Raw genomic sequence first — 18,910 nt, 5'->3', positions numbered from 1 at the left:
ACTCCCATTCGCCCTCCTAACGATGTAAAACATCGATGCAGCAATCGCAATGTGCCTCAACTTGAATCTAACGATGAAATACATCATTGCAGCAAAAGCGTCTGTGTAAAAAAATCCATATACCTTGGATCAAATTGGCTTGTCAAAGTGAGCATAAAGTATTTGCGTTTAAAAAATCAGGCACGTGAAAAATTTCAGAGCGAAGAAGGCAGCGCGCTAGCGGTTCGACGTATGATCGAGCCCGAGCCGGTGGACGTCAAAAACAAAGGAGCTAAGCACATTCAAGCCGCTTAGCTCCTTTTTCATTTAAATATCACTATTTTAAACAATTGGATCTGTCCCACACATCTATCTTGTTACTTTTGAGATAGACTCTTTTATCATTTGCTAGAACGTTTTAGCTAATGCTTGCGCACGGCTAATCGCATCCTCTTTAATTTGCGGAGCTTTGTCAGGTGACTGAGCCATGCCCTCAACAAAAAGTCCTTGGAAATCTGTAATGCCGAAGAATGACATGATGACACTTAAATAACGATGTCCCATTTCCATAGCGGCAGCAGGCCCTTCCGAATAAACGCCGCCGCTAGCTTGAATATGCAGCGCTTTTTTGTCAGGCAACAAGCCTACAGGGCCAGTTTCTGTGTACTTAAACGTCTTGCCAGCTATACAAATCGCATCAATATAGGCTTTCATAAGCGGTGGGAATGAGAAATTCCACATTGGCGTAACAAATACGTATTTATCCGCTGCTACAAACTGATCCGTTATTTCGCCTAGTCGACCTACTTTTGCTTGTTCTTCCTTGCTCAAATCTGAGAATTGCTGACCGCCTCGTAATTTCCCCCACCCGCTGAATACATCGGCATCAATGTGAGGCAATTGAATACTGTACAAGTCCAGATGGATGACTTCATCATTAGGGTTGGCTTCCCGATAGGTATCAATAAAGGCTTTTCCTACAGCCATACTGAATGATGTTTGGTGGTCATGGGGATGTGCTGTGATGTGTAAAACTGTTGCCAATGTGATCCGCCCTTTCATTTGGTTGCATATTAAAGCCATATATAATGTTCATTAAAAGCAAACAAAATATGCAGGGCAGAGCAAATTGTTTTTAAACGATTGCTAAATTTGTAAACCTATGTACATTGAGCCTAAGCTCCTTTTGGTATATGATGAAAGACGGTGCATTTGACTTCGAAATTTGCCCTTCATATGGCTGCCGACAAATTTATATAAAGTGAGATGGATGAGATGAAACCTAAGGATTTACACTATAGAATGCCAGCAGAGTGGACAACACACGAACGTACCTTTATTTCTTGGCCCGTTCAATCTTCGATGGTTTACCCAGAGGATCACGCGATTGTATCAAAAGGCTATGCAGATTTGGCCAAGGCCATTGCTGAGTTCGAGCCAGTGACAGTGATTGTGAACCCGGCGGATGCTGAGCAAGTAAAGGCTATGTTTGACGAGAAGAACGTTGATTTTCTGATCATTCCGCATAACGATGCTTGGTTCCGTGATAACGGCCCAACATTCTTGTTAAATGAACAGCAGGAAATCGCAGCTGTGAATTGGAAATTCAACGCGTGGGGCGGCAAATATGCGCCGTGGGATCTTGATGATAACGTGGCTCCGCAAATTTTGGAGCATCACGGTGTGAAGCGTTTTGACGCTCCGCTCGTCATGGAAGGCGGCTCCATTCATGTGGATGGAGAAGGTACGCTTTTGACTACGGAGGAATGTCTTCTGAACACGAACCGCAATCCGGACCTAAGCCGCAAACAAATTGAGGAGTATGTGAAAAACTTCGTCAACGTCGAGAAGATCATCTGGCTGAATAAAGGGCTGGACGGCGATGAAACGGACGGTCATGTCGACAATATTGCTTGCTTCGCGGGTCCAGGCAAAATCATTTTACAGGTCTGCAACGACCAAGCGGATGCAAACTATGCGATTACACAGGAGAATTTAGAAATTCTACGCAATGCGACGGATGCTAAGGGACGTTCTTTTGAAATTATCCAGATCGAGCAGCCTCCGTTAACGTTCTTTGAAGAGCAGCGTCTGACGCTGAGCTATTTGAACTTTTATTTCGTAAACGGCGGCATTATTTTGCCGGTGTTTGGCGGAACTGCGGAAGAGACGGATCGTAAGGCGGCAGAGGTGCTAAGCGCAGCTTTCCCAGATCGCAGAATCCGCACCATTAACGGCATGTCCATTATCAAAGAAGGCGGCAACGTCCACTGTACGACACAGCAAATGCCAGCAAGCAAGAAAGGGTGATTCCATTGAGAAATGTCACAGTAGCAGCAACACAAATGAGCTGTTCCGATAATATAGAAGAAAATATTCGCAAAGCAGAGACTTTGGTTCGTCAAGCTGCCGCGAAGGGCGCTCAAATTATTTTGATCCAAGAGCTATTTGAGACACCGTATTTCTGCCAAAAAGAGAAGTCCGACTACTACCATTATGCGACTGAGCTGGAGAACAACAAAGCGATCAAACATTTCCGCGAAATTGCTAAGGAGCTTAAGGTCGTACTGCCGATAAGCTTTTATGAGAAAAAGAATTATGCGCGCTACAACTCGTTAGCTGTCATCGATGCAGATGGTGAAGTGCTAGGCCTCTATCGCAAAAGTCATATCCCTGATGGTCCGGGGTATGAGGAGAAATTTTATTTTAACCCTGGCGATACCGGGTTTAAGGTTTGGAAAACACGCTATGCCAAAATCGGCGTAGGCGTATGTTGGGATCAATGGTACCCGGAAGCTGCAAGGGTTATGGCATTGATGGGTGCAGAGCTGCTGTTCTACCCGACCGCTATCGGCTCCGAGCCGCAGGATGGTTCAATCGATTCTAAGGATCACTGGCAAATGTGCATGCGCGGCCACGCCGCGGCAAACTTGATGCCTGTTATCGCGTCGAATCGCATCGGCAAGGAAGAAGATGAGGAATCCAGCATCAACTTCTATGGTTCGTCTTTCATCGCAGGCCCGCAGGGCAATATGATTGAGGAAGCTGGCCGCAATGAGGAAACGGTGCTTGTTGCCGAATTTGACCTCGATCAGCTAGAAATTCAGCGTATCGAGTGGGGCATTTTCCGTGACCGCCGTCCGGATCTTTATAAGAAGATTGCTACGTATGATGGTGAGCAGGTACTGTAGTCAAGATGCTCATTCCGTTGTTGAAAGGAATTGTACTGGGGCTCTCGATCGCTGCACCGGTCGGACCCATCGGTATTTTATGTATACGTAGAACGATCACATTAGGCAGACTGCATGGGTTTTTGTCAGGATTGGGAGCTGCGTCGGCTGACGCTTTCTACGGCTTCATCGCCGGCTTCGGTCTCACGCTGATCACCAGCTTCCTGCTTGACCAAAAAGTGCTGCTGCAAGCGGTCGGTGGCTTGTTCTTATGTTATTTGGGCGTGCGGACCTTCAGCTCTAGGCCTGCTGCCGAGGCAGCCAAAGCCTCAGGTAATACGCTTTTCAGATCGTACGCCTCCACACTGATGCTGACCATTACGAATCCGATGACCATTATGTCTTTTCTTGGCGCTTTTGCTGGTTTGGGAATGGGTGGCTCACAGACAGGCATTGCTTCAGCTGTTGCCCTGGTGATCGGTGTATTCGTAGGCTCCGCCTTATGGTGGCTTGCGCTAAGTACTGTGATTGGCATGCTTCGAGATCGCATTCATGTTTCGGCTTTTCGTTGGATCAACCGAATATCGGGTGTCATATTAACCGTGTTTGGCTTGGTAGCCATCATAGGGCTGCTCCTTGGGGAGTAGCCCTTTTTTTGACTCGATTTTATGCCAAACCGGAAGCTTGACTCTGATTTCATTGTCGAACAAAAGCTGTGGCGATGGTGGGAACCGCTCATTTAGGCAACGCCTGCAGGGTTCGGATGTAGCAAACGGAACTACGATGCGCTATGTATCCAATATCCAGCTTTTTTGAGCGTAAAGGGAACATGGAGGCGTTATTTTGCCAATTCTTCATTGAAATACTGCCTGCGGAGGAGAAATAAGGGCTTTACGTTCTGTTTAACTAGTTGAATAGATCACGACTGACCCTATGTCGCAATTAAGTAGTAATCCCGGTGTCTATATTTCTAGTCAACAAAAATCCTACGACGATATCGTCAGCCGCGGGGATGCAGCGCTCGTCTATTTGACGCAAACTCTCAAAGCCAGCGAGAAAAATTGTCTCAAAGAATGGATCATGGCCTATGCATGTATACATTCTTGGTGAGAAAAACCCGGTGAAAGCATGGGGCAACGGCAAAGAATGGCTGGCTAGCTACGAGGTGCTAAGTAAAGAAAAATAGCGAGAATCTATAAAAATCAACGATTGTTAATTCTCAATACTCATTCCTGAAAATCGAAATTTACTTTTCGCTATGCCTATTTTATGATCAAAAACATCACAAATAGGAATGGGGAGAAGGTACATTGACACTTTCTTTGCGTAACGAAGTAAAGTCCTCCAAGCAGTTGCTAGAGGACTTTAACAAGAAAGCTTACGGTGCGGAAAAACTTGTCTTCGCAGGCGTTGGCGAGAAGGATGTATACAATATTGCGGCTCCTTTTATGGATGATGGCGAGATGGTTCTTGCTGGTCGTGTGGAGTCCCGAGATTCAGAGCGTTCAGAGGTTATGTTTTTCGTGAATCGCGGCGGTACTTGGATACCGAGGGCAGGGGCTGTTACCTTCGGTTTGCAGGACCCCTTTTTCACTTTTATCTCCGGGGAGTTAGTTTTCGGCGGTGTCGAGGTCGTCTTTGATACGGAGAATCCTAAGCATGTCATAACATGGCGCACCTTGTTCTATAAGGGGACGGATATACAAGATTTAACTTACTTTGCCTGCGGTCCTGATCACATGAAAGATATCCGACTAATTGAGTATGCAAACGGTCGAATAGGTGTATTTACACGGCCATTTGGTGTTGAAGGAGCCCGGGCTGTCATTGGTTATACAGAAATTGAAAAGCTCGAAGATTTGAATGAAGCCGTGATCGATGAAGCTCCTGTATTCACGGATCAGTTTATGAAGGATGAATGGGGAGGCGTGAATGAAGTACACTTGTTAAAGAACGGGCTAGCGGGTGTTCTTGGTCACATCTCTTACATGCAAGAAGGCGATATTCGCCATTACCATGCCATGACGTTTGCTTTCGATCCGAAGAGTTCGGAAAGAAGTCCAATTAAGATCATCGCAACACGTGATCAATTTCCGCAAGGACCTGCCAAGAGAAATGATCTCATCGATGTGATTTTCAGCGGGGGTCTTCATCGCTTGGAGGATGGAAAGGCGATGCTGTATGCAGGTGTAAGCGATGCAGAAGCACATAGACTGCTTATTGACGATCCATTCGAGGAATACGAAAAATAGGTGAGAACATGCTCCTCCTGATTGTCGATCAGGAGGAGCTTTTTGCTGATTTTTAAAATAGAGTCAGCTTTTTCAAGGATGCTTTAATGAAGCGGGATGAGTTATGATGGAGTCAAGGGGGACTACATCATGGGATTTTTAAAGCGTATTCAACACTATCGCGTATATAGAAGACTAATATTGTCCTACTTGTTCTTAATTATGGTGACGATCGGTCTATTATGCACCATTTTATATTCGATGTTTTCAAATAGAGCAGTCAAAGAAATTGATCTCTCTTCGCGAGAAATGCTTTCGCAAGTAAGTTATACGGCGAATGTCGTTTTTGAACAAGTGCAGAACATTACGAACCAATTGATGAGTGATAACCAGATTATCACCTTCATGTATGCCAAAGATGATGATAAAGTCGCGAATTATAATGCTAATCTTCTATTATCGAAGATGCAAAGCGTGTATCCTTTCTTAGCCAATATCAGCATTTATAATTTCACCAATAAGGCTTATGTTGATGTTGCTTCTCTGCCTCCAGACCCGCAAATGGGGGAAAGAAGACAAACCGGTTATCTTGGCTTTTATCCTCGTAAAGTTCTAGATGGAAATGGCCATCCGTTACAATTACTAACGTTCAAAATTATTCCTGAACCTGTCTTTTCTGGGGCTACCAAGTCGGCAATCGTACTCGATTTAAAAGAGACATATATTCAGAATACGATGAGCAGTATTAGCAATTCGTCTAGCAATACAAGTACCTTTGTTATGGATTCAAAAGGCACCGTGATCTCTCATTCGAATTCTGAGCAATTTATGAAAAATTTCTCGGATAACGATTATGTTCAACGTATTTTATCAGAGGAGGGAAGTCATGGCAGCTTTGTTCAATCACTTGAACATCACAAATTTCTCATTACTTATGTGAAGTCAGAAAAATTGGATTGGGTGTTTGTTAGCGCTCGTCCTTATGATCAATTGCTTTCGAACATTTATGAGCTTCGTAATTGGACGCTCCTTATTGCGCTATTTCTTTTCATTACAGGGGCTGGTATCTCATTAATTGTAACTGGTAACCTGTATAACCCAATCAAAGCACTAGTAGACAAGGTAACAGAGAGTGGAACTTCTGAAGGAAAATCACTTCTCCGGTTGGATGAGTACAAGCTGTTATCGGAGGCATTCTCTAACTCCATACAGGTGACCAAATCAATGGAAGTGACGCTGTCACGCTCTTCTGATTTACTGAAGAACGGCTATATGTATAACATGCTGAAAGGACATTTACAGTCATCTGGTTATAAAGGGGATATTGAAAAGCAGTTGCTTTCTCGTATGCAAGGTCCTTATTTTGCCGTTATTCAGTTTCAAATTGATCAATACCCTAGTTTTAAGAACACGTTCAGCGCTCTTGACAGGGAACTCATTCGCTTTGCCATAAGCAATATTGCACAAGAGATGCTCGGCAAGATCTATCGGACGGATCAGGTTATTCTCGAAGAAAATGAAATAACGATGATTATTCAATTGGAGCAGTCTTCACCGGATATGCAGTTATATTACATTCTGAATGAAATTCAAGCGACTGTTAAAGATTATTACAAAACATCTATATCGGTAAGTATTGGAGATGCGGTGTCGGCTATTGGAGACATAGAGCGTTCGTATCGATCTACACAAAGGTATATGGCATTGAAGCTGTTTTGGGGGTATGGCAGCTTGCTTGATGCGATGAAATCTATCGTTCCTGGCGAACCTATTCGTTACCCAGCAGCAATGGAACGCAAAATCATTGATGCCATCAAGCTTTGTCAGCCCAAAACCATTCAAAAAGAGATCGCGGAATGGATCTCCTTATTATCCCGCAGCGGTTCTCCGTCATTAACGTTACAGTATGCAAGCTTTTTACATCTGGCTATCACGCGAGAATTTGAAAGTATTGTGGAATGGTGGGATGCTGATCCCAAGGAGCTATATTTGGCTTTGAATGACCTTCCACAGGCGGAAACGTTGGATGAAATTCAAAACATGGTGAAGCTTTTTTGCTTCCGAATTGTAGATATGATCGAAGAAAATAAAACGAGTTTGGCCGCTTTGAAGAACTCCAAGGTGATTGAAGAGGTTAAGCAATATTTACAGCAGCACTACCACGACCCTAATCTCTCACTTGAGATCGTATCGGATCAGGTAGGACTAACTTCGGGTTACATTGGTAAAATGTTCAAAAGTATGGTGGGCACATCTTTTAATGATCATGTTACACATATTCGCATGGAGCAGGCAAAAACACTGTTGGCAGGAACGAGCGATACCGTTGCTCAAATTGGCGAGCAAGTCGGGATTTACAATGTTTCTTATTTTTCAACGCTATTTAAGAAAAAATACGGAGTTACGCCCTCACGCTTTCGTGAACAACATCAACAAAATACGTAAAAAATTGGACGATTGGGGCTCTAACCGGCACTCAATCGTCTTTTTTGATAGCATATCTTATTTTTAATAAGCCGAAACACGAATTATTGAAAGGAGTACGAATACTCGAAATTTACAGTGCCGGGGTAATCTCCTATGCTGTAGTCAACCCGAAAGTGAGAGGTGCTGTATGCAGACACGAACATCCTTGAAAAAAAAGAGCGTTTCCACAATCAAAAAGAAAACTGGAGTACTGCAAGAACTTTTCATCAACCGGTTCTCCTACTTATTAATTGTCCCTGCCCTCCTATATGCTTTTATTTTCTCGTATGCCACTTACCCCTACCTCTTGATAGCCTTTCAACATTTTAATTACCAAAAGGGTGTGTTTGGCAGTGAGTGGATCGGCTTCAAAAATTTCGAATTTTTCTTTAAGACAAGCGATGTGATGCTGATTACCATAAATACGGTGAAGTTAAATGTCATGTTTCTTATCGCCGGCACCGTTAGCGCGGTATTCATCGCAATCTTGTTTAACGAAATAAGAAGCCGCTTGTTTCAACGATTCGCACAAACAACAATGATATTTCCGAATTTTCTTTCATGGATTATTGTCAGCTACATGATGTACGGACTTTTTTCCACAGATTTTGGAATGATCAATCAGATGCTTACTTTCTTCAGGATGGAAACCGTGAACTGGTACACGAAAGCGGAGGCCTGGCCATGGATTCTCGTGGCTATGAAAATTTGGAAAGAAGCGGGAATGGGCTCGATCATATATTTGGCAGCGATCACTGGCATCGATCATTCGCTTTATGAATCTGCTGAAATCGATGGAGCTACAAGATGGGACAAAATTTGGAGGATTACAATGCCTCTCTTAGCACCGACAATTGCGATATTGACCTTACTAAACTTAGGCAAAATCTTCTATGGGGATTTCGGCATGATCTATGCCATCATCGGCGATAATGGTGTGTTGTATCCAACGACAGATGTCATTGATACGTACGTGTTTCGATCGCTTCGTCAAATAGGAGATCCATCCAACGCAGCGGCTGTAGGCTTGTTCCAATCAACAGTAGGTTTAGTGCTTGTTTTCGTCGCGAATTGGTTTACCCGTAGATATTTCAAGGAAGGGGCGCTTTATTAAGATGAAGACAATGAAACGCTTCGACTTGGCGGGGATGTTTATCTATTTTGTGCTAGCCATCTATGCTCTCCTATGTATTCTGCCTATGTTCCTTACGGTGATGGTATCCATATCGGATGAAAACAGCATTATTCGGCACGGGTATCAGCTGATTCCAGAACATTTTTCATTAGAAGCTTATCGCACTTTACTCAACAATAAGACCGTATTGCTCAAGAGCTATCTGGTGACGATCACGGTAACCGTGGTCGGCAGCCTGATCGCTGTGATTATCACGGCCATGGCTGCATATACGCTCTCCAACCCGAAGGTGAAATATCGCGCAGGACTTAATTTATACTTTTTTATTACACTGCTTTTTAACGGCGGTTTGGTTCCATGGTATATCATGTGTAAAAAGTTAGGACTGGTAGATAATCTGTTTGCTCTTATTGTTCCTATGCTGCTATTCAATGCATTCAATATGTTTCTAGTACGCAACTTTATGGAAGCACTGCCGGGTGCGCTTAGGGAATCAGCCTATATGGATGGGGCTAATGATGTACGAATTGCTTTTCAGATTTACTTGCCCTTATGCGTCCCCGTACTAGCGACCATTCTTCTTTTCTATGCGCTCGCCTACTGGAACGATTGGTTTAATGCGATCATGTTAGTCGATGATAAGAGCTTATACCCTCTGCAGTATGTTTTATTTAAAATCCGATCCAACATTGAAATGCTCAGCATGATTCCGGCAGGCGCAAGCAGTCAATATACCGCTCCTGCAGAATCCGCGAAAATGGCAACCGTAGTGATAACACTTGGCCCTATCGTCTTTTTATATCCATTTCTCCAACGATACTTTGTCAAAGGACTTATCGTAGGTTCAGTTAAAGGTTGATATTTTCCTCGGAAGAGGTTTATATAAGATTAACTCAAAGGGAGAGGGTCAAATGAAAAAGCTATCCATGGTGTCAATATCTAGTCTGTTGGCAGTATCCTTTATTGCAGGCTGCGGGGCAACAAATGAAAAGCCTGAAGCTTCTGCATCGGCAAAAACAGAAGACAAGAGTGTCAAAGAATCGGCAAAACCAGAAGACAAGAGTGTCAAAGAATCGGCAAAACCAGCAGAAGTCGTCACTTTGAAATATGTGTTACCCGGAAATGAACCCAAAGAGTGGGCTGCCGTAAAAGACGCTGTAGATAAGAAGCTGCAAGCAGACGGTGTAAATGTGAAAATCGTCAAAGAATACATTGACTGGGGAGCTTGGGAACAAAAGCTGAACCTCAAGCTTTCAACTGGTGAAGATTTTGATATGTTCCACGTCATGAATGACTGGATTTCTTTGGCCAATTATATTGGTCGCGGAGCTGTCAAAGATGTTGGACCCGAGGTTGCCAAATATGGGCCGGAGTTAAAGAAAGCTATACCTGATTCCGTTTGGAGCGGTGTACAAAAAGACGGAAAAACGTTCGGTATTCCATCCTATTGGTATGAACCTGCCGTTGACGGTTCCTTCACGGCGAATCGCATCTTGTTGAATCAAGCTGGTGTCACGGATGTTCCTAAGACCCAGGAAGAAATGCTTGCAGCTATGGAAAAAGTAATGTCAACAGATCATGGCGCTTCCAAGCCGTATCTTCCTATTCGCGGCGGACTACGTGATGCATCCGATGTGCTGCACCGAGCGTATGACTCATATCCGTTTGCAGTGAAAGATAAAATTGCTTTCATTGATAAGGACGGCAAAGTTAAGAGCTGGGCTGAAACAGAAGAATTTAAAAAGGATTCGGCTTTCTTCCGTACAGCTTACCAGAAAAAGCTTACAAACCCAGATATTCTCGTTGTTAAGCAAGAGCAAATCGATAAGCAAATCAATAGCGCCATATATCCATTTTTATTCGGTACACCAAATAACGTTAACGAAATGAAAAAGACGTATCCAAATATGAAAGACGAAGATTTTACACTTCAACGGTTAAATCCGGATAAACCGCATTACAGAATGTTTAACGCGAAGAACGTTAATGCTGTAGCTGCGAACAGCAAACATCCGGAAGCCGCTGTACAGTTCTTGAATTGGTTATATACCTCCCAGGAAAATTATGATTTGTTCATGTATGGGATTGAAGGCAAAACATACAAAAAAGTCGGCGATCGCGGCATTGAATACCTGAAGGATGCTGATGGTAAGACGAATCTCTATTTGCAGGAAGACTGGATGATCGGGAACCTAAAGTATATTCGTATCGATCCCAATACGTTAAGCGCTAACAAAGCTTTGTTCGTTGCAGATCCGAATGCGAAAACATTCTTCGCCGCAGACTTCTTCTTCGATCCGACTGCGGTTAAATCTGAGATGTCTAATATTCAGGCTGTTTATACATCGGATATTATGCCTATCTACGATGGTGTGCTCGATTATGATCAGAAGAGCAAAGCAGCTATTGATAAGCTAAAAGCAGCAGGTATTGATAAAGTAATAGCAGAGTATCAAAAACAATTAGATGCTTATAAAGCGTCCAAAAAATAATGAACTACGGTGGGCTACTCCAAAAAGAAAAACTGGAGTAGCCTCATCTATGAGTGAGGGGAATATAAACATGTATCGAGATGGTAAGTTGGAATGGGAGCTGGGTCCATTTATCAAAGCAGATGAGATTAATCCCATATTGCTTCCCGAAGCCGAGGCATCATTCATCTGTCCGGTTCGAAATGGTGAGGTGAACTGGGAGGAGAAGGATTTATTCAATCCTACTGCTATTGTTCGAGAGGGTGAGGTGCATCTCTTATATCGTGCGGAGGATAGGGTAGGGAAGTACGAAGGTACATCTCGGATCGGACATGCGGTGAGCAGAGATGGACTGCAGTTTAAGAAGGAGCGGGAACCCGTCTTATATCCTGAACAGGATTCATTCCATACGCTTGAATGGGAAGGTGGCTGCGAGGACCCGCGTATCGTAGAGGATACAAATGGCACGTACTATATGATGTATACCGCTTATGATGGCATCAAAGCCAGACTTTGTGTGGCGACATCCGTTAATCTAACGTCATGGTCGAAGCATGGATTGGCCTTTGGTCAAGCGTAAGATGGCAAATACGCAGACATTTGGACCAAATCAGGGGCTATTGTTACCAAACGTGTTGGAGAGAAGTTCATCGCTGAACGAATTGACGGCTTGTACTGGATGTATTGGGGTGAGTCCAACATCTATGCCGCCACTTCGTTGGATTTGATCCACTGGACACCAGTGGAAGCGGAAGATCCGCGAGGCTACCATGCTGAGCCTTTTCTGCTTCCTCTTTTGTCAATAAGAAAGCATCATTTCGATAGTGATCTCATTGAGCCTGGTCCGCAAGCCATCATCATGGAACAGGGGATTTTGCTCATCTATAACAGCAAAAATCATGGTCAACATGGAGATCCAAACTATACGACAGGCGCTTATTGCGCTGCGCAAGTTCTGTTCGATCTGAAAGACCCCAGCGTCGTAATCGCACGCTCAACTAAGCCCTTTTTGATGCCTGACAAAGAATACGAAATGAATGGCCAAATCAATCATGTATGCTTCGTAGAAGGTCTCGTCTACCACGAAGGCGTATGGAATGAGGATTCGCTAATTGTTAACGATACTATTCAACTTTATGGTGTCATAGATGGGGCTACTTCATTAGAACCTTACAGAGGCTTGGATGGTGAGACGGGTGGTTATTTGGCTGCACAGCTGATAGCCAAAGCAATTATTGCTTTGTCCCAGGATAAAATTGGGCAAAAGCTTTCTCCGCAATGTATGCTGATGCAAGCCAATCAGCAGCTGCGTGACGAGATGATTGCAACAGGTGTGGACGTGACACGTAAAGAACAATTGTGGAGTGCTTGTGCTTTACTTGTTCGTGTAAATGACACCCAAGTTGAGTTCGCACATGCAGGTGATTGTATGCTGGTCGCAATGTATGAAGATGGTACGACTAGGCTTGTAACCCGAGACCAGTTGGAGGTTGTGGATCGCCCCACCCGTCAGCTTTGGGCGGAGGGAGTTGCGTCAGGACTGACTTCCCGCGAGGAATTATGGCAGTTTGTAAAGCCGCAGATTCATGCTGGAAGAGCATTAATGAATACCGTAAATGGGTATTCCGTCTTAAATGGAGAACCGGAACTGGCAGATCATATGGAATATGGCCGAATTAGCAGAGCGCAATTAACATCATTATTTCTATTCTCTGATGGCCTAATTGATCCTCAACGGGAGCATTCACTTGATGAAGATTTAAAGCAGATCGTCTTTAGAGTCAAATCGATGGGGCTGGAAAATTATATCCATTGGCTTATCCAAATAGAGGAAGCAGATCCAGATTGCTTGCAGTTTCCAAGAGTGAAAAAGTCTGATGATAAAACAGCTATTTATTTAGAATTATAAACGAGGCGTGTGCTGCACGGCGCACTTCTTTGTTAGAACTAGGCCGGAGAGAAGTCACTCTTCTGTCTAGTTCTTTTTCTTCATGGACTCCTTGCATATCTCCTCAATTCTGTGACAAAATCAACATAGACTCACTAAGTGAGGCGCAAGCTTAGAAACGGGAGTTTCTTGGCGTTGGGCTGAGCACACTAACGGCATAGCACATATGAATATCATTAGGGGATGCTTGATTTCCGTTGTATATGGGGTAAATATATATAAATGATTGGAGTGATCGTGCGATGGACTCTTCCAAATATCAGAAATATTTCTCACCCGACGGCTTCTGGTGGAAATTGAAAAAGGGCGCCAAAAAGGCAGGTAGCAAAGTCATTTACAGCGGACTGCTGCTCTTTTACGCCTTAGAAAGTCCGAAAACACCGCTTAGAGCAAAAGTTCAAATATACGGCGCGCTGGGCTATCTCATTTTGCCGTTGGATCTCTTGCCGGATTTGCTGCCGATTGTCGGATATGTAGATGATTTAAGTGCTTTGGGGTTAGCCTTGGCATCTGTCGCAAGGAGTATCGATGACGATGTGAAACGCAAAGCGAAGAACAAGCTGAGGGATTTTCTTGGTGATGATGTGATGAACAGCAAGGATATTATCGACATTGATGGGCAGCTCGTTGAACAGAAAGAGAAGGAGTCAGAGAGTGATGAGCAGTCAGCAAAATAGGGTACTACTTTGACTGTCCCTGGGCTGTTCACACACACATGTATGGCAAAGCGTTAGCTGCTCCAAGTAATCTAAAGGCCTAAGGAGCTACTATATAGCCTCCACATGAAAAAAGACACCCGCGAGGTGTCTTTTTTGCACACACACACACAACACACACACACACAACACACACACATAACACACACACATAACACAGACACACAACACAGACACACAACACACACACACAACACAGACACACAACACAGACACACAACACAGACACACAACACAGACACACAACACAGACACACAACACACACACAAACACACAGGCTATTTTATATGTTTTAGGGCAAGGGGATGGGGATTATATTTTCCTGGGTTTAGAGAGAATTGGGAAGGCAAGGCAAGTTGTACAGCGTACAACAATTTCCTTGATTTCTTCAGGGAAAGTTAAGATTGTTGTATGTTGTGCAACAAATTAGCCGTGTTAGAGGCTATAAAGCTAATTTGGGCTGAAATTGTTGTGTTTTTTACAACAATTGCATAGAAAAAGCCGATTAGCTTGCCTAATAATGTACAAAATACAACATTACACGTGTAAGCAACAGAGAATGATTCTTCCATACACGTCATAGGCGTAATTTTCGTTGCATCAACTTTAACAAACACTCTCAACTAAGGACGGCGTAAATTGATTTTTTTGCAACATGCATCTAACAAGAAATCGTCCACCCGTAAGAATCCTCAATCCTTCCGTATTGAATCCCGGTAATCGTGTCGTAAAGCCGACGAACCAGATCACCGATGTTACCTTGGTTAATCACCATAGGCGTACCTTTCCACAGGAGATTGCCAATGGGGGATACGACAGCAGCCGTACCGGTACCGAAGGCCTCCTCCAAGGTTCCGTTCTCATAGGCCAGAACGATCTCATCGATCGAAATTTTCCGCTCTGTAACCGGAATGGCCCACTCCTTTAGCAGGTGAATGATGCTTTTTCGCGTGATGCCATCCAGAATACTGCCGCTAAGACTCGGGGTCACAACTTCCCCATTGATTTTGAAAAAGACATTCATGCTGCCGGCTTCTTCTATATAAATCTTCTCGATGGCATCCAGCCAGAGCACTTGCGCGCAGTTATGTTCTTTGGCGAGGGCTTGTGCCTTGAGGGTAGCAGCGTAATTGCCGGCTGTTTTGGCATTGCCCGTACCACCTTGAACGGCCCTGGCATAATGGCTTTCTACAAGGAGATTAATGGGCTGAAGCCCTTCCTCATAGTAGGAGTCTACCGGCGACATAATGATTACGAACGAATAGCGCGATGAGGCACGTACGCCTAGGCCTGCTTCGGTAGCAATTACAAAAGGACGAATATATAAAGAGGACCCCTTTTTTCGGGGTACCCATTCGGCATCCATACGAACAAGGGTTTGAATAGCGCCTACGACGAAATTCTCATCCATTTGCGGCATTTGCAGCCGGTCGCTGGAACGGTTTAGTCGCTGTGCATTTTGGTCAGGTCGAAATAAAACAATCTCATCCTTTTCCGTACGAAAAGCCTTTAACCCCTCGAACACGGCTTGCCCATAATGAAAAACCATCGCTGAAGGGTCATGGGAAATAGGCCCATAAGGGATAATACGCGGATCATGCCAGCCCTTTCCTTCCTCGAAATCCATCTTAAACATATGATCTGTAAAATGACGTCCAAATCCTAAGTCTTCTTCAAAACGGGGCTTTGCTTTACAACTCAGATTGTGTTCGATTCGAATCTGTCCATACATCGCCATCAACCACCTTTTCGAATGTGCATACTTGTTATCGTTACTATAGTTAAATAACAATCATTGATCAATTGCAAATAATCAATTACCATCATAGTTAATAACTATGATCGGAGGCATACCAAGATGGAGCATCGGTTATTGGAATACTTTTTAGCGGTATGCGAAGAACTTCACTTTACGAAGGCAGCGGAAAAGCTTGGCATCAGCCAACCTACACTTAGTCAACAGATTCGTCTGTTGGAGCATCGGGTAGGATCACCTCTTTTTCAGCGAATCGGAAAAAAGATTTATGTCACAGAAGCGGGAGAGATCCTTCATAAACACAGCAGGAACATGTTCCATGAGTTGAATCAAGCGCAGGCGGCCATTAATGAGATCCAAGGTATGCAGCGGGGACGGCTGCGTATTGGCTGCTCTGGTAATCATTTGCTCACCGCGACGATTATTGCTTTCCATGCCCTTTACCCGAAAATCGAGCTATCTGTAACAGAACTCGCTACCGAGGAGACGAAAGAGCGACTGCTGAGCAACCAGCTTGACATTGGTGTTGTTTTCCTGCCTGATGAAGATGAACAGTTTCATTACATCCCGTTGTACAAGGAACAGCTGCGGCTTGTTATTTCGGACAAGCATCCGCTTGCTCAGGCGAAAGCTATTCGTTTGGCGGATTTGGTTCAGCTTCCAGTCGCTATGCTCCAGAAAAAATTTTATGTTCGGCAAATGATGGATGATTGCTGTGAGCAGTCTGGTTTTGTATGGAAGCCAGCGATAGAACTCTCGACTCTGGAGTCACTGCTTCAGATGGCTAAAAACAATGTAGAAGGCGGAGCTATATTGCCGAGGTCGTATGTGGACAGTTTCCGCACCGGCGCCATTCGGAGCATCCCGATTATTGACCCGATTCCCCAGAAGGATGTCGGCATTGTGTATCGTAAGGATATGTTCCTATGTAAGACAACGGATATGTTTATGAAGCAGTTGATGCAGCAGTTTTTGTAGCTGTTTTGCGTTAGGTGCCGGGAAAACAGAAATTTAAAAGCAAAACTGATTTAAACTGATTGGCATTTAACATGTAAAATGAGGGATGAAGCATGGAACATATATACGTATACGCCTGCCACGAAGACGAGCAGGCGCTGTGCCAGTTAGAGCTGCGCACCTTACTGGGCGCAGAGACAGTGCTTGGCGCGCGCTACGCGGTTAGCGCGCGTCGTGTGGAGCCGAGCCGCAGCCCGTTTCTAAAGCTGCGGCTGGACGTGTTGTTCGAGGCCGGCAGCTTGCCGGAGCTGGCCTCGTTGGTGGCAACGTTGACCGTGCAGGGGTCAACGTTCAAGGTTGCGTTCGCGGAGACAGGCGCTGCGGTCAGCTCTGACGGCCAGCGCGAGGTCGCTCGCGAGATAGGCCGGCATCTTCGCGGCAAAGCCGAAATGCGACGGCCGGAGCAATGGTTCGCCGTGACGGAGCTGGGAGGCCGATGGTTGTTCGGCCACTGCAGCTACGGCGAAGCCGTGTGGCTTCAGCATCAGCAGAAGCCACAGAACTACTCCACCGCCCTGAGTACGCGCGTAGCGCGGGCGGTGGTGAACATTGCCGTGCCCATTGTTGCGGGCACGAAGGCCATTGACCCGTGCTGCGGCATCGGCACGGTGCTGGTGGAGGCGATGTCGATGGGGATCGACATCGTGGGCTATGACATCAACCCGCTGGCGGTGCGCGGCGCGCGGGTGAATCTCGACCACTTCGGCATGCCGAACGTGGTGAACATCGCAGATATGCGGACCCTAGGCTTGGTAGGTGAGATGGTTTCGTCACCGACCAGCCTTGGACGCATAGRCGAGCAGGTGACTGAGTCACCGACCAGCCTTGGACGCATAGRCGAGCAGGTGACTGAGTCACCGACCAGCCCGCTGATCCGCTATGATGCGCTCATCCTAGACATGCCGTATAATCTTTGCTCGAAGCTGCCAGAGGACGAGCAGCTGCAAATGCTCCAAAGCGCCCGGCAATTAGCGAAGCGCGCAGTTATCGTTACAACGGAGCAGATCGATCCGCTCATCGTGCTAGCAGGATTTCGCATTGCAGAGCGCTGCACCGTCAATAAAGGTAACTTCAGCAGACAAATTATCGTCTGCATATAGCACTAATAAAGCATTTTACCTAGCGGACCATCTTCAGCGATGATATCCTGGATGGCATACACAGAAATAGGAAAATACAAAAATCCGTAGACATAAGCGGCAAGCTCATACACTTGAAAATAAACGACCAAAGCCTTATCGGCAATATAAAAATCCTGATCTGGTCTAATACTATTAAATTCTACCAACAAAGGAATATCCCGTGTTTTAAGCTCAGCCTTAATTATGGCACTAAGCTTGGCAACGTAATCGCTGCCGGGCTTAAACAAATCTTTGAGCGCATAGGCTTTGCCTGATTCCGTGTTGAAGGTCAGTGCATTTTGGATCGTTAGTCCATGGGCTCCGCCCGAAAAAGCATAATTCCATAAGGTTAAGCTAAGGATGCCGCGTTCATTCGTCTTAAGCTCATAATGGGCCGTCACGTCTGTCTGCGGATTTTGCGGATAGCCTTGTTCACGAAGCTGCTTATTAACTGCGTTAACAATCGCTGTGTTCATTGCAAGTTCTGCCGTGTAAGGCGTATGCTTCACAACAGCTGGGTACAGCAGGTTTAATTTATCACGAAGCACTTTGTACGTCTGTATACTAACGGGTTCATCTAATCCGTTCATTTTCATCATCCATCCATACGTTTTTGCTACAATTTATTCCGTAGGTGGGCGTTTGGTTCAATGTTCTCGGGAATGTTGGGGAATAAGAGTCTCCAAAGGCTCCTATTTCAGAATAAAATACAACAAACACATGAATAGAAGCCCCAAAAGACTTCTATTTCCCCCCATATACCAACCCAAATCCCCTTTTTACGAAAATAAGAGTCTCGAAGAGTACGTTTCACAATTCAAAACCTGCATGGCATAAGGGTTTCCGGAGCATGCAAAAAGGAGAACCTCCCCATCTAATCGAAAGTGTAAGTACCACCA

At 44.8% G+C, this 18,910-nt stretch carries 15 protein-coding genes and 1 pseudogene; 13 read left to right on the top strand and 3 right to left on the bottom strand.

All coding sequences use genetic code 11. The features are described from left to right. Positions 1-162: 162 nt before the first annotated feature. A complete protein-coding gene (locus ASD40_RS39080) occupies positions 163-294 on the top strand; it encodes a hypothetical protein (protein ID WP_268795898.1) in 132 nt (43 codons plus the stop codon). Between the two features lie 93 nt (positions 295-387). Here ASD40_RS39080 and ASD40_RS16510 read toward each other — a convergent pair whose 3' ends face one another. Then, positions 388-1,023, bottom strand: a complete 636-nt coding sequence (locus ASD40_RS16510) for an FMN-dependent NADH-azoreductase (protein ID WP_057304303.1) — start codon at positions 1,021-1,023, stop codon at positions 388-390. Positions 1,024-1,254: 231 nt separating this feature from the next. Here ASD40_RS16510 and ASD40_RS16505 point away from each other — a divergent pair, with 231 nt between their 5' ends. The 10 genes and pseudogenes from ASD40_RS16505 (at position 1,255) to ASD40_RS16455 (ending at position 14,077) form a co-directional block, all read left to right on the top strand. Next, complete coding sequence (locus ASD40_RS16505) at positions 1,255-2,289, top strand: agmatine deiminase family protein (RefSeq protein WP_057304302.1); 1,035 nt, start codon at positions 1,255-1,257, stop codon at positions 2,287-2,289. A gap of 5 nt (positions 2,290-2,294) precedes the next feature. After that, the gene (aguB, locus tag ASD40_RS16500) at positions 2,295-3,170 is read left to right on the top strand and encodes an N-carbamoylputrescine amidase (RefSeq protein WP_057304325.1); all 876 of its coding nucleotides are present in this window, start codon (positions 2,295-2,297) and stop codon (positions 3,168-3,170) included. 5 nt (positions 3,171-3,175) lie between these two features. After that, a complete protein-coding gene (locus tag ASD40_RS16495) occupies positions 3,176-3,796 on the top strand; it encodes a LysE/ArgO family amino acid transporter (protein WP_057304301.1) in 621 nt (206 codons plus the stop codon). A gap of 663 nt (positions 3,797-4,459) precedes the next feature. Then, positions 4,460-5,401 (top strand): DUF1861 family protein, encoded by a 942-nt coding sequence (locus ASD40_RS16490; RefSeq protein ID WP_057304300.1) that lies wholly within the window; start codon positions 4,460-4,462, stop codon positions 5,399-5,401. Between the two features lie 129 nt (positions 5,402-5,530). After that, entirely contained in the window at positions 5,531-7,825 is a 2,295-nt protein-coding gene (locus ASD40_RS16485) for an AraC family transcriptional regulator (RefSeq protein ID WP_057304299.1), read from the top strand. Positions 7,826-7,994: 169 nt separating this feature from the next. Continuing rightward, positions 7,995-8,960 (top strand): ABC transporter permease, encoded by a 966-nt coding sequence (locus tag ASD40_RS16480; RefSeq protein ID WP_057304298.1) that lies wholly within the window; start codon positions 7,995-7,997, stop codon positions 8,958-8,960. A 1-nt stretch (position 8,961) separates the two neighbouring features. Continuing rightward, positions 8,962-9,840 carry a carbohydrate ABC transporter permease gene (locus tag ASD40_RS16475; protein WP_057304297.1) on the top strand — a complete coding sequence of 293 codons (879 nt, stop codon included), beginning with the start codon at positions 8,962-8,964 and terminating at the stop codon, positions 9,838-9,840. A 52-nt stretch (positions 9,841-9,892) separates the two neighbouring features. Continuing rightward, on the top strand, positions 9,893-11,473 hold the full coding sequence (locus ASD40_RS16470) for an extracellular solute-binding protein (RefSeq protein ID WP_057304296.1): 1,581 nt from the start codon (positions 9,893-9,895) through the stop codon (positions 11,471-11,473). Next, positions 11,448-13,361: pseudogene (locus tag ASD40_RS39075) on the top strand (protein phosphatase 2C domain-containing protein). The gene ASD40_RS16470 and the pseudogene ASD40_RS39075 overlap by 26 nt, the downstream one beginning before the upstream one ends. A gap of 281 nt (positions 13,362-13,642) precedes the next feature. Then, positions 13,643-14,077 (top strand): YkvA family protein, encoded by a 435-nt coding sequence (locus ASD40_RS16455; protein ID WP_057304293.1) that lies wholly within the window; start codon positions 13,643-13,645, stop codon positions 14,075-14,077. 701 nt (positions 14,078-14,778) lie between these two features. Here ASD40_RS16455 and ASD40_RS16450 read toward each other — a convergent pair. Continuing rightward, entirely contained in the window at positions 14,779-15,849 is a 1,071-nt protein-coding gene (locus tag ASD40_RS16450; RefSeq protein ID WP_156390040.1) for a branched-chain amino acid aminotransferase, read from the bottom strand. Positions 15,850-15,975: 126 nt separating this feature from the next. Here ASD40_RS16450 and ASD40_RS16445 point away from each other — a divergent pair, with 126 nt between their 5' ends. Next, positions 15,976-16,851: a LysR family transcriptional regulator gene (locus ASD40_RS16445; RefSeq protein ID WP_057304291.1), complete on the top strand. Its 876-nt coding sequence runs from the start codon at positions 15,976-15,978 to the stop codon at positions 16,849-16,851. Between the two features lie 92 nt (positions 16,852-16,943). Further along, positions 16,944-17,990, top strand: a complete 1,047-nt coding sequence (locus ASD40_RS16440) for a TRM11 family SAM-dependent methyltransferase (RefSeq protein WP_057304290.1) — start codon at positions 16,944-16,946, stop codon at positions 17,988-17,990. Positions 17,991-17,992: 2 nt separating this feature from the next. Here the strand turns inward: ASD40_RS16440 and ASD40_RS16435 are convergent, their stop codons facing one another. Continuing rightward, the gene (locus ASD40_RS16435; RefSeq protein WP_057304289.1) at positions 17,993-18,601 is read right to left on the bottom strand and encodes a DUF3298 and DUF4163 domain-containing protein; all 609 of its coding nucleotides are present in this window, start codon (positions 18,599-18,601) and stop codon (positions 17,993-17,995) included. Between the last annotated feature and the right edge of the window lie 309 nt (positions 18,602-18,910).

The sequence above is a fragment of the Paenibacillus sp. Root444D2 genome, assembly GCF_001426375.1.
Lineage (GTDB): Bacteria > Bacillota > Bacilli > Paenibacillales > NBRC-103111 > Paenibacillus_E.
Note: the sequence above shows the minus strand (reverse complement) of the source record. Positions and strands in the feature narration are given on the sequence as shown.